General features: G+C 30.2%; 10 protein-coding genes. All 10 read left to right on the forward strand.

Features of this window, described 5'->3' with window-relative positions; translation table 11 throughout:
* Positions 1-4 precede the first annotated feature (4 nt).
* The 10 genes from ACFSQS_RS12090 (at position 5) to ACFSQS_RS12135 (ending at position 12,586) form a co-directional block, all read left to right on the forward strand.
* Positions 5-1,051: a GDP-L-fucose synthase family protein gene (locus ACFSQS_RS12090; RefSeq protein ID WP_388019140.1), complete on the forward strand. Its 1,047-nt coding sequence runs from the start codon at positions 5-7 to the stop codon at positions 1,049-1,051.
* Positions 1,033-2,349, forward strand: coding sequence for a flippase (locus tag ACFSQS_RS12095; protein WP_388019143.1), 1,317 nt, complete (start codon positions 1,033-1,035; stop codon positions 2,347-2,349). The genes ACFSQS_RS12090 and ACFSQS_RS12095 overlap by 19 nt, the downstream gene beginning before the upstream one ends.
* 28 nt (positions 2,350-2,377) lie before the next feature.
* Complete coding sequence (locus ACFSQS_RS12100) at positions 2,378-3,277, forward strand: sugar transferase (protein WP_388019146.1); 900 nt, start codon at positions 2,378-2,380, stop codon at positions 3,275-3,277.
* 2 nt (positions 3,278-3,279) lie between these two features.
* The gene (locus ACFSQS_RS12105) at positions 3,280-4,440 is read left to right on the forward strand and encodes a glycosyltransferase family 4 protein (protein WP_388019149.1); all 1,161 of its coding nucleotides are present in this window, start codon (positions 3,280-3,282) and stop codon (positions 4,438-4,440) included.
* On the forward strand, positions 4,437-5,159 hold the full coding sequence (locus ACFSQS_RS12110) for a WecB/TagA/CpsF family glycosyltransferase (RefSeq protein WP_388019152.1): 723 nt from the start codon (positions 4,437-4,439) through the stop codon (positions 5,157-5,159). Before ACFSQS_RS12105 ends, ACFSQS_RS12110 begins: the two co-directional genes overlap by 4 nt.
* Positions 5,159-6,457 carry an O-antigen ligase family protein gene (locus ACFSQS_RS12115; protein ID WP_388019155.1) on the forward strand — a complete coding sequence of 433 codons (1,299 nt, stop codon included), beginning with the start codon at positions 5,159-5,161 and terminating at the stop codon, positions 6,455-6,457. The genes ACFSQS_RS12110 and ACFSQS_RS12115 overlap by 1 nt, the downstream gene beginning before the upstream one ends.
* A complete protein-coding gene (locus ACFSQS_RS12120; RefSeq protein WP_388019158.1) occupies positions 6,454-7,641 on the forward strand; it encodes an EpsG family protein in 1,188 nt (395 codons plus the stop codon). The genes ACFSQS_RS12115 and ACFSQS_RS12120 overlap by 4 nt, the downstream gene beginning before the upstream one ends.
* Positions 7,642-7,724: 83 nt before the next feature.
* Positions 7,725-8,876: an MraY family glycosyltransferase gene (locus tag ACFSQS_RS12125; protein WP_388019161.1), complete on the forward strand. Its 1,152-nt coding sequence runs from the start codon at positions 7,725-7,727 to the stop codon at positions 8,874-8,876.
* Complete coding sequence (locus ACFSQS_RS12130; protein ID WP_388019164.1) at positions 8,866-10,266, forward strand: UDP-glucose 6-dehydrogenase; 1,401 nt, start codon at positions 8,866-8,868, stop codon at positions 10,264-10,266. The genes ACFSQS_RS12125 and ACFSQS_RS12130 overlap by 11 nt, the downstream gene beginning before the upstream one ends.
* A gap of 964 nt (positions 10,267-11,230) precedes the next feature.
* Positions 11,231-12,586, forward strand: coding sequence for an exopolysaccharide biosynthesis polyprenyl glycosylphosphotransferase (locus tag ACFSQS_RS12135; RefSeq protein WP_388019643.1), 1,356 nt, complete (start codon positions 11,231-11,233; stop codon positions 12,584-12,586).
* Positions 12,587-12,667: the final 81 nt, after the last annotated feature.

Below are 12,667 nucleotides of genomic sequence, written 5' to 3' on the forward strand. Positions count from 1 at the left end.
TTTAATGAATACAGACGCTAAAATATATATAGCAGGTCATCGTGGATTAGTTGGCAGTGCTATTTTAAAAAATCTTAAAGAAAAAGGATATACTAATCTAGTTACACGAACACACAAAGAATTAGATTTAACAAACCAGGTAGCCGTAAAAGATTTTTTTAAACAAGAAAAACCCGAGTATGTATTTTTGGCAGCGGCTAAAGTTGGCGGTATAGTAGCTAATAATACATATCGTGCGGACTTTATTTATGAGAACATAATGATTCAAAATAATGCGATTCATCAAAGTTATGTTCATGGTGTAAAAAAATTATTGTTTTTAGGAAGTACTTGTATTTATCCTAAAAATGCGCCACAACCCATGAAAGAAGAGTATCTATTAACAGATACTTTAGAATATACCAATGAGCCTTACGCTATAGCTAAAATAGCAGGGATCAAAATGTGCGAAAGTTATAATTTGCAATTTGGCACGAATTTTATATCGGTAATGCCAACCAATTTATATGGGCCAAATGATAATTTCGATTTAGAAAAATCACATGTTCTTCCAGCTTTAATCAGGAAAATCCATTTAGCAAAACTATTATCAGAAGGAAAGGATAGTGAGGTTATTAAGGATTTAGGTGTAAGCACTATTGAAGAGGCTAAAACCTATTTAAACAATTTTGGAGTAAATTCAAACAGTGTAGAAATTTGGGGTTCAGGTAAACCAAAACGAGAATTTTTATGGAGCGAAGATATGGCAGATGCATGCGTCTTTTTAATGGAAAACAGAGACTTTAAGGACACTTACAATAAAGAAGATAAAGAAATAAGAAATACACATATTAATATTGGCACAGGAAAAGATGTTTCTATAAAAGAGTTAGCCGAAACTATTAAAAACACAATCGGATTTAATGGAAATTTAATTTTTAACACCGATAAGCCAGACGGAACCATGCGAAAGCTAACCGATGTTTCTAAACTAACCGGTTTGGGATGGAAACACAAAGTAGAATTGGAAATGGGTATTAAGAAAATGTATAAATGGTATTTAAATCATTGATTAATAAATTTAAAGAACTCAGAAAAAACGAAGGGTTTAACAAATACTTAAAGAATACTTTTTGGCTTTTCTTAGAAAAATTCTTAAAATTTTTTTCAACAATAATTATTGGAGGTTTCGTGGCGAGGTATTTAGGTCCCGCAGACTTTGGGGCTCTAAATTATTGTATAAGTTTTGTTTTAATTTTCGCGCCCTTTTCTGTTTTAGGTCTTGATGGCATAATAGTAAAGGCTCTTGTTGATGATAGATATGAATCAAAAATAATATTAGGAACTGCTTTTAGACTTAAACTTGCAGGCGCACTGATTTTAATATCAATTATATTATTAATTTCACTTTGTTTTTTTGATAATGATGCTCTGGGATTATATATAATTATAATATCACTTACTTCGATTTTTCAAAGCTTTAACGTTATAGATTTTTTCTTTCAAAGCAAAGTTAAAAGCAAATATGTTGTTTATTCTAACATAATAATGTTAATTATTAGTACTATAATTAAACTTTATTTAATATATAGCAAAGGCTCACTCCTTAGCTTTGTTTTGCTAATTCTGTTCGATTCTTTTTTGTTAGCTTCTTCGCTTTTATATTTTTATTATAATGAAGGTAAAACCCTATCAAACTGGAGGTTTGATTTCAAAATTGCAAAGCGGCTACTATCCAGCAGTTGGCCACTTATGTTTAGTGGGATATTTATAATGCTCTACATGCGCATAGACCAGATAATGATTCAATATTTAATTGGAAACCAAGCCGTGGGTAAATATGCAGCGGCTGTTAGGTTGGGTGAAGCTTCTTATTTTATCCCCATGGTTTTGTCTAGCTCTTTATTTCCCGCAATTATAAATTCCAGGAAAAAGGATATTAATTTATATTATGACCGGATTCAAAAGTTTTTTAATTTAGTCTCTAAGATTTCAATAATTAGCGCAGTATGTATTACAATACTAGCAGATTGGTTAATTGAGATACTATATGGAATTGAATATACAGAGTCCAGCCAAGTATTAAAAATACATATATGGGCAAGTGTTTTTGTTTTTTTAGGAGTAGCAAGTAGCAAATGGTTTATAACAGAAGGATTGCAGAGAATTTCCTTCTGGCGCACCTTAGCAGGTCTTGTAATAAATATAGTAGGTAATTTACTGTTTATTGAGAGGTATGGGATTATTGGAGCAGCAGTTTCCACATTGCTTAGTCAAATAATGGCTACATTTCTTTTCGATTTTTTTCATCCAAAGACAAAGAGAATTTTTTTTATGAAGTTAAAGTCTCTTCTAATATATAAATTATGATTTTTTTTCTCAAGATATTTAGTACACAATGAATTTAGCTCCAATAACAATTTTTGTTTATAATCGTTTAAAAAACACTAAAGCTACAATAGAGGCCCTTCAAAGAAATCCATTATCTAAAAGCAGTATCTTATACATATATAGTGATGGCCCAAAAAACGAGTCAGACCAAGTAAAAGTTTCTGAGGTAAGGAATTATATAAAAAAAACAACAGGTTTTAAGACAATAAATATATACAACCGAAACGAAAACTATGGTTTAAAGAGAAATATAATTGAAGGCGTTAGCCATGTTATTAGCATGCATGGAAAAGTAATAGTTTTAGAAGACGACTTGGTTACATCTCCATATTTTTTAGACTTTATGAACCAAGGTTTAATTTACTACAATAAAAATGAACGAATTCAGTCCATTTCAGGATATACAATGCCTCTTAAGGTATTAGAAAACACAAATAAAGATTTCTATTTGGGTTTAAGAGCGTCAAGCTGGGGCTGGGCAACATGGGACCATGTATGGAATGGTATAGATTGGGAAGTTAAAGATTTCGATTCCTTCTATTCTAACGCTAAACTTAGAAACAGTTTTAATGCTGGAGGCTCAGACATGAGCTCAATGTTAAAAAATAACATGTCCAAGAAAATTAGCTCTTGGGCCATAGTGTTTTGCTACGATCAATGGAAAAAAAACAGATTAACAGTTTTTCCCACAAAATCAAAAATTATAAATTTTGGTTTTGCCAAAGAAGCCTCTAATACAAAACATATAATACCAGAGTATCAAACAAATTTAGACAATTCAAATAAAAAAAAATTTCAGTTTGACGATAATCTCATAGTTGACCCTCAAATTACAAAATCCTTTGCCTATAATTTTTCGTACTATGTGCGTATTAAAAACAAACTTTTAAACATATTTAGAAATTAAAAATGAAAATATTGATAATTCACAATAAATATGGAAAGCATAGTGGCGAAGAAACCGTTGTTTATTTTCAAATTAAATTGTTAGAGGAGGCTGGGCATAAAGTTGTTACTTATTTTAGAAGTAGTGAGGAGTTGGAAACCATGTTTTTAGGAAAATTAAAAGCACTAATATTTTCGATATTTAACCCTAAGTCATTTCGTGATTTAAAAAAAATCATAAAGGCAGAGCAACCCGATTTGATCCATATTCACAACCTATATCCGCTAATATCCCCAAGTGTGCTACCTTATTTAAAAACTTTTAAGCTTCCAATAATAATGACTGTTCACAATTATAGGTTGCTTTGTCCAAACGGTCTTTTTTTTACAAAAAATAAAATTTGTGAAAAATGTACTGGCAAGGGAAAAGAGTTGAATGCCATTATTAATAATTGTGAAAAATCCATATTTAAAAGTTTTGGCTATGCAGCAAGAAATTTTACTGCTCGCCTATTTAAGTTTTACACAAAAAATGTAGATTATTTTCTATGTTTAACCGAATTTCAAAAAATAAAGTTAATAAAAAACGGTTTTGATGAAAGTAAAGTATTGGTTATTAATAATGTTTGCGAACAAGTTGAAGTTACTGCAAACACACAGATAGGCAATCAGTATATAGGTTATGTTGGCCGCATTTCAGAAGAAAAAGGGATTTCAACTATTTTAAGTGTGGCAAAACAAATGCCAAACGTTAATTTTAAATTAGCAGGATCGGTACATCCAAAATATAAGCACATAAAAGATAAATATAAAAATGTTCAATTGCTTGGGTTTTTAAGCAATGATGAATTGTTGAGTTTTTATAAAAACTCTAAATTTATCATTTTCCCTAGCATTTGTTATGAAACATTTGGCTTATCGTTAGTTGAAGCGATGTCTCAAAAATGTGCTATTATTGCATCAGATATCGCAGGGGTTCCTGAAATAGTAGAACATGATAAAACAGGTTTATTGTTCAAACCGGGCAATACAGAGGACCTGCGAAAAAAAATACTATACCTACTGGAACATCCTCAAATAGCCGATAAGATGGGAAAAAAAGGTTACAAAAAACTAAATGATAAATTTAGAAGCCAACATTATTATAAAAATTTAATAGAGGCTTACAATAAAGCAATGTTATGAAAAGATCAGTACTAGATTATAATATTTTCGAGGATAACATAAATACTATTTCAATAAAAGGAAAAAGCATAATTAACACGATTAACCCACACAGTTATGTAATTGCCAAGCAGGATAGGGTTTTTAACGAAGCATTATTGAAATCTGATGTTTTGTTACCCGATGGTATAGGCATTGTTTATGCTTTAAAACTTTTGAAATCAAAAAAAATAAAAAAAATTGCCGGACACGATATATTTTTATACCTATTAAACAAGTTGAATAGTGAAGGAGGAACATGCTTTTTTTTGGGCTCAACAAATACAACGCTATCAAGAATAGAGAAAAAAATTAAAGAGGAGTACCCCAAAATTACGGTTGGTACTTACTCACCGCCTTTTAAAGCTGAATTTACAAAAGAAGACAATTCTGATATGATTAGTAAAATAAATGCGGTTAATCCAGATATCTTATTTGTTGGAATGACAGCGCCAAAACAGGAGAAGTGGTCTTTTCAAAACAAGGGCTTTATCAATGCTTCTGTAATATGCTCTATTGGTGCCGTGTTCGATTTTTATGCAGAGACCGTAAAGAGACCAAGTGGTTTTTGGGTATATTTAGGGTTAGAATGGTTGGTTAGGCTAGTAAAAAACCCAAGTAGGCTCTGGAGAAGAACCTTTGTTTCTACGCCAATTTTCATTAAAGACGTACTTGTATTATATTTTAAAAAAGGTTTTTAATGCAGTATAAAAAGATTTCTGAAACTACAAATGTTATTTACCAGACTAAATTATTTTTATATGTTGGTTTTTTTCTTTTTTTACCTATTAGCCAGAAAATTTCAACCATAATTATTCTTTTATTAACCTTGGCAACATTGCTAAGTTATAATAAAACAAGAGTTTACCTAAAAAAAGAACTGTTACTTTTAATTTTATTTTATTCCATTTACTCAGTTTCATTACTATATTCTTCAAATTTTCAAATATCTGTTCTTGAAAAAAAAGCCTCTTTTTTAGCATTTCCACTTATTTTCATTTTAGATAAAGATTTAAAGTTTTATACCCATTATGTTTTAAGATATTATATATATGGATGTTTGGTAGCCATACTTTTATGCGAATTTAATTCAATATTTAACTCATTCAATTTTGTTGGTTTTTCATTTGATTCCCGAGCAAATTTGAATTTCACTTTTTTTGATTCAATCAAGAATAACGAAAATTATTTATTTTCAGAACACTTTTCATTTTTACACCAAACAGTATATTTTTCAATGTACTTAACATTGGGGATAGTAATAATGTCTTGGTTTAAAGTTTTTAAAAAAAAAACCCAGTATCTTGTAATTTTTCTGTTTGCAATAGTAATTGTACAAATCTTGAATAAAGCAGGTATAATAGTTTTGTTTCTTGTGTTTGGTTTAAAACTATACTATGCCATAAATGGCATTAAAAATAAAGTTATTTCCTTATTAGCTCTTTTATCTATTGCAATAGCTGTTTTTTTATTAAACCCGAGAATAAAAGCTTTCAATACCATCTTTAACTACGAAAAGCCAGAAATGGTAGTAAGGGATTTGAATGCAATGCCGAATACAGAAAGATCAGGTACAAATACAAGAATTATAATTTGGCTTTCAGCTTTAGAATTGATAAAAGAGAACACAATGCTTGGCATTGGCGCTGGAGGTTCACATAAAAAATTATACGAAAGAGTAGCTTTAAACCAACAGCATTACGACAAGAGGCACCAATTACATGCACACAACCAATATTTACAAGTACTACTAGATATTGGAATAGTTGGTTTTTTAATCTTTATAATGATTTTTGCATCTCTTGTGGGCATTGTACTGAAAAAAATAGAATGTAATAATGAAAAATTATTTGTTCTTGGTTTTTTGCTAATTGTTGCAGTTAATTCTTTATTTGAATCTATATTTGAAAGGTATTCAGGAATATCTTTATTTTGTGGTTTTTATTGTTTAATAATTTGTCTATTTAATTCAAGAGCACCTTCATGCCAAAAATCATGAGAGTTTTAGGTATAAAAAATAGGATTGGGGTTTTTGTTATACTTGGTTTGCTATTTGTAATTTCACCAATTACAGGAGCTATACTAAGTTTTTTGGCGTTGTTCTATTTTAGTAACAATAAAGGATTAACTAGGATATGTTTTTTCTATATAGCCCTTTTTTTAGCAATTATTAATACACTAAAGGTTCCAGAAAATGATTTAAAAATGTACCTATGGCAGTACAATTTAGTAGAAACGAATACCTTTTTTGATTATATTTTCCTTTTTAAAAAGGAGCAGTTTTTTTACTTTTTCAATTATGTTACATACAAATTAACTTCTGGATCGTTTATATGGTATGTTGCTATATTTACAGTAATTTCTTATTACCTGATTTTTACATCTATATGGAAAGTCCATAAAAGCCTTAAGGGTAGTGTGTACTCTTTTTTGCTTTGTATTGGCATATCAGTTCTTTTTCCAATGCTATTTTCTTTATCTGCTCATTTAATGAGGCAATTTTTGGCATCTAGCTTAATTATGTACGTATTAGTTAGCAAAATATTTTATAAAGAGAACAAGTATTTATATTATATTTTGGCTGTTTTAACACATAGCACGTCGTTAATATTCTTAATGATTTTTTTACCGATAAACAAAAAAGTTAAATTATTAAGAATTTTTGTAATTTCTATATTGTTTCTAGCTATTGTTTTTTCTTTATTTTACTATGCAGAAACATTACATTCAATTTTTGATTCTGTGCCCGTTGTATCCTATGTTTTAGAAAGATTATCTAATCCTGACGGAATTTTTAAAACCGATAATTTAGGATTGGTTAATTATGCATTACAACTTTTTGTAGTTGTTCTTTTTTACCTACAGAGCATATCTGATAATTTTAAAAATATTGTATACGAAAGATATAAATTATTTTTTATCAGCTTACTGTTGTTCTTATTTATAATTTCAAATTACTATAATACCGAAATTGCATTGCGCTTTTCTTTCTACATATATTTTCTTTTTCCGTTGAGTTTCTATTTTTACGGAGAGCTCTTTAGCTCCAGATTTTCTAAAGCAATAAACCAAATTTCTTTTGTGCCAATTATATTAGTATTTTTGCTTTGGTTTATTGTTAAACTAAAAAATGGAAGTTGGACATACAATAATCTAGATACACTTCTCTTTTCGTTTTTATAACAAAGCCAGTTTATGTAATTAATTGCATTTTCCTGCATTATAGCAAAATTATTTACTAATTTTGGTTAATTAAAATTATTATATTGCCACTATATTTTCCGATATTATATTTTGTAGGCTCGTACATACTTACGTTTTTAACCATACCAAAAATTATTGGCTTAGTTGAGTATAAAAACCTAATGGATAGCCCTAACAGTAGGAGTTCTCATTTAAAGAAAACTCCAACTTTAGGTGGTGTGTCGTTCTTTTATGCCTTAATTTTCGCTCTTTTTTTTCTTAAAAAATGGAGCGAGTTTGATGAGCCAATCTATATTATACCAGGTTTAACAATCCTTTTTATTGTAGGGCTAAAAGACGACTTGGTAGTGCTATCTCCCTACGCTAAGTTAATTGCACAGGTTTTAGCAATAACATTTGTTATTAGTAATGAGAGTTTTACCATTCACACATTAAATGGTTTTTTAGGTATTAATGAAATACCAATCTATATTTATTATGTAATAGCAGGCTTTATAATGTTAACCATTATCAATGCCTACAACCTAATTGATGGTATTGATGGTCTCGCTGCAATTGTAGGCATTGTAATATTAATAATTTATGCCACCATATTTTACATGACAAAAGAATACTTTTTTCTTTTGCTAAGCTTAACATTAAACGGCTGCTTAATCGCTTTTTTAAAGTATAACCTATCTACAACCAATGAAAAAATATTTATGGGAGATACAGGATCGCTCATAGTTGGTTTTATTATTAGTATTTTAACATTGAAATTTTTAGCCTTAACCCCTGAAAAATACGACAGTTTACCTTTTTTAATAGAAAACATACCATTAATCGCAATTAGTATTTTAATTGTTCCCTTATTTGATACCGCTAGGGTCTTTACCATTAGATTGGCAAATAAGAAAAGCCCTTTCTCTGCTGATAGAAACCATACGCACCATATTTTGATTGATTACTTTAAAATTTCACACAGAAAAGCAAGCCTAATAATAGGCGGGTTTAACCTGCTTTTTGTATATCTATTTATAATATTAGGAAGTGCTTCCTATAATTTATGGTTAGTAACAATTCTTGTTATAACCGTAATTATTTTAGGCTATCTCTTTTATCGTTTTGATTATAGCTTTAGTAATATTAGAAGAAAAATACGTTTCAAAAAGAAAGTTAATAATGCCAAAAAAAGAGGGATGAAAATTATAAAAAAGAATGAAAATGAAAATTAAAACCATTTGCTGCATAGGCGCTGGCTACGTAGGCGGGCCAACCATGGCGGTAATAGCTAAACAATGCCCACATATTAAAGTTACTGTTGTAGATATCAATGAAGCTAGAATAGCCGCATGGAACTCCAAAAACCTTGACCATTTACCTATATTCGAACCCGGTCTTGCAGATATTGTTAAACAAACCCGAGATAAAAACCTGTTCTTTTCCACAGATATAGATAAAGCAATAGATGAAGCCCAAATGATTTTTATGTCGGTAAACACGCCAACCAAAACCTACGGAAAAGGCAAAGGAATGGCTGCCGATTTAAAATACATCGAGCTCTGCGCCAGACAGATAGCCAGAGTCTCAAAGCAAAATAAAATTGTTGTAGAAAAATCTACACTTCCCGTAAGAACTGCATCTGCCATAAAAAGTATTTTAGATAATGTTGGCAATGACGTAAATTTCCAGATATTATCAAACCCTGAGTTTTTAGCAGAAGGCACCGCAGTACAAGACTTGCTTAATCCAGACCGTGTACTCATTGGCGGAGACCAGTCAACCGAAAAAGGACATGAAGCCGTTCAGGCATTGGTAGATATTTATGCCAATTGGGTCCCCAAAGCACAAATTTTAACCACTAACGTTTGGTCTTCAGAACTTTCAAAACTTACGGCAAACGCATTTTTGGCACAGCGGGTATCTTCAATAAATGCCATGTCCGAAATATGCGAAAAAACAGGAGCAGATGTTAAAGAGGTATCAAAAGCTATTGGAATGGATAGCAGAATTGGCCCCAAGTTCTTAAACGCCTCGGTTGGCTTTGGCGGTTCTTGTTTTCAAAAAGATATTTTAAACTTGGTTTACATCGCTAAAACTTACGGATTAAACGAAGTTGCAGACTACTGGGAGCAGGTAATTATTATGAACGACCACCAAAAAAATCGCTTTTCAGACAACATAGTTAGCACCTTGTACAACACCGTTTCTGGTAAAAAAATAGCATTTTTAGGTTGGGCATTTAAAAAAGACACCAATGATACTCGCGAGTCTGCCGCCATAAAAGTTGCAGACAACCTTTTAAGCGAACAAGCAGAAATAGAAGTTTACGACCCCAAAGTTTCTAAAGAACGAATTTACGCAGATTTAGACTATTTAAAAACAAGACCTTCAGAAGAAAACAAAACCTTGTTAACCGTAAAAACAGACCCCTATCAAGCCTGTAAAAACGCTCATGCCATAGCTGTTTTAACCGAGTGGGACGAGTTTAAAGATTACAATTGGGAAAGCATTTACAATAGTATGCAAAAACCAGCTTTTATATTTGATGGAAGAGGCATCTTAGATAAACAACAGCTTGAAAAAATTGGTTTTGCTTATTATAAAATAGGAAGTAGCAATTAATTTTTTATGAAACATGACCTAATTACAGATTTCGCACGATTTCTTGTCTTGCATTTGTGCCAGCGTTTTTTAGATTAAGGGCATATGGTTATTGTAATAGTTAGTTTTATAACTGGAGATAAAAAAAACTATAGTACCTGGAGCCTCATCGAAACTTTCTTTTATTGAAAACAATCTAAGAAATTCATTACAACCAAAGCCCCTCTATCTAAACTATATTTTAAAATTTCTTCACCTACAAGACCTACACTATCAATTAATTAAATTCTTTGTTCAAATCCAAAAAATAAGCACTTTAGGTACAAACAATCTGTTCCCTTTAGTAAAAGTGAAAAATCTAGCATACTTTTAGCATCAATATTTTAGGTATATGGCATTATAAATACCTGGTCTGTGAAGTGGTGAGTTTACAATCAGGCAAAAGGCTTAAAAAAATCTATAACCATGGTATAACATAGGTTTCTTTGATTGAAAACCCGAATTGTTCGTATATTTATTACCTACGGTTCAAAACTGCGGTTTCAAAATGGCATTACAACTTCAGTATTTATTGGATAAGTTTTAAGAGTATTTAACTAATTTTGGAGATGGCATGCAAACCCGACCTTTTTGTTATATTGGCAATCAAATAGAAGGTATTTACAAATTACTGTTAAGTGATTATCTGTTTCCTGTTAATATTGTAAAACGAAACAATAATATAATATTTTACTATAGAAATAATAAATCTAACAGGCACAAAACAACCCCATGAAACACAAACCAGATATTACCTTAGTCAAGAAATTATTTGGTTGGTAGCCAAAAACGGGAAAGCAAAAGCATAAAAAAACTTTAAGGACTTTAAATCTCTACCTAAAGAAGAGTTGTTTAAAGCGAGCATAAAAAAACAAGCTTAATTAACAAATAATTATTAATGCATTATAAACGAGGTAGATACTCTTGGTTGTTAAGACCAATTTTAATGGTGTACGACCTTTTCGTGATTAATTTTTTAGCGTTTTATTTATTTAGTTTTAACACTAAAAATTTATATTTTTTTTCGGTTGGGTTACTTAACAATAAACATCTACTTTTTATAATTTACTCTATATTTTTTTGGCTTTTGTTAGCGTTTTTATTAAAATTTTATGAGGTTTACCGGTTTACTTCAATTCTCAAAATTATATCGCTTTTAATAAAGCAGTTTTTAGCTTACTTACTAGTTGTTTTTGCATTCATTGGTGTTTTTAGAAGTATTGATATCGAAGCTTTTAATGTTTTGAAATATATATTTTATTCTTTAACAGCAATAGGTGCAATTAAAATTCTTAGCTATTTTATATTAAAAAAGGTTCGTTCGTATTTAAAGGGTAACCTGAGAAATGTTATTATTATTGGAAGCGGTCCTGCAATAGAAGAACTTAAAAACTTCTTTACTAATAAAAAAGAATTGGGATATAATTTGAAGGCTGTTTTTAGCGATTTTGATAATAATGCAACAGGAAAGATAAAAGACAGTTTTAGTTATTTAGCAAGAAATAACATTGACGAAATTTATTGTGAAATAGATGGATTGAAAGAAAAACAAGTAAATAAAGTTGTTAATCATGCAAACCTTAACCATTGTAATATTAAATTTATTCCCAACAAACTAAACCTTTTTAATAAGCGCCTTAAAGCAGACTTTTATGGTAATATGCCTGTTCTATACATTCCAAAAGTTACTTTAAACAATGATATAAACAAATTTATTAAGCGAGGTTTTGATATTTTGTTTTCTTTAATTGTTATTGTTTTTATTCTTTCTTGGCTGTCTGTTATTCTATTTGTTGTTATTAAGCTAGAATCAAAAGGTCCATTGTTTTACAGGCACAAAAGAAACGGTATAAACTACAAAGAGTTCGTATGTTTTAAATATAGATCGCTAAAGGTTGTCGAGGAGGAAAAAGGCACTTACGTAAAACGAGACGATAAGCGTGTTACAAAAACTGGACGGATATTGCGTAGAACAAGTATAGATGAGTTGCCACAATTTATAAATGTTTTTTTAGGAGATATGAGCGTAGTAGGGCCTCGCCCCCATATGATTTCTTATACAGATGATTATTCAAAGAAAATAGATAAATATAACTTTATTTTTAGGCATCGTGTAAAACCGGGAATCACAGGATTAGCTCAAGTAAGTGGCTTTAGAGGCGAAATAGAAGAGGATAAAGATATTATTAACCGTGTTAAATACGATATTTTTTATATTGAAAACTGGTCGTTGCTTTTAGATTTAAAAATTATTATTCAAACCTTTTTAAATGCCGTAAAAGGCGAAGAAAAAGCATATTAAACAGACATTTACCTAAAAAGTATCTAGGTTTAAAAATTGTAGGGCCACATTATTAATGGTTTAATCCTGTTTTTATATATT

It is taken from the genome of Gelatiniphilus marinus (assembly GCF_042684345.1).
GTDB classification, from domain to species: Bacteria; Bacteroidota; Bacteroidia; order Flavobacteriales; family Flavobacteriaceae; genus Gelatiniphilus; species Gelatiniphilus marinus.

Bases quoted from the DNA above. Each gene is read 5' to 3' on its own strand.
- ACFSQS_RS12090 (WP_388019140.1), top strand. From the start codon at position 5: ATGAATACAGACGCTAAAATATATATAGCAGGTCATCGTGGATTAGTT.
- ACFSQS_RS12095 (WP_388019143.1), top strand. From the start codon at position 1,033: ATGGTATTTAAATCATTGATTAATAAATTTAAAGAACTCAGAAAAAAC.
- ACFSQS_RS12100 (WP_388019146.1), top strand. From the start codon at position 2,378: ATGAATTTAGCTCCAATAACAATTTTTGTTTATAATCGTTTAAAAAAC.
- ACFSQS_RS12105 (WP_388019149.1), top strand. From the start codon at position 3,280: ATGAAAATATTGATAATTCACAATAAATATGGAAAGCATAGTGGCGAA.
- ACFSQS_RS12110 (WP_388019152.1), top strand. From the start codon at position 4,437: ATGAAAAGATCAGTACTAGATTATAATATTTTCGAGGATAACATAAAT.
- ACFSQS_RS12115 (WP_388019155.1), top strand. From the start codon at position 5,159: ATGCAGTATAAAAAGATTTCTGAAACTACAAATGTTATTTACCAGACT.
- ACFSQS_RS12120 (WP_388019158.1), top strand. From the start codon at position 6,454: ATGAGAGTTTTAGGTATAAAAAATAGGATTGGGGTTTTTGTTATACTT.
- ACFSQS_RS12130 (WP_388019164.1), top strand. From the start codon at position 8,866: ATGAAAATTAAAACCATTTGCTGCATAGGCGCTGGCTACGTAGGCGGG.
- ACFSQS_RS12135 (WP_388019643.1), top strand. From the start codon at position 11,231: ATGGTGTACGACCTTTTCGTGATTAATTTTTTAGCGTTTTATTTATTT.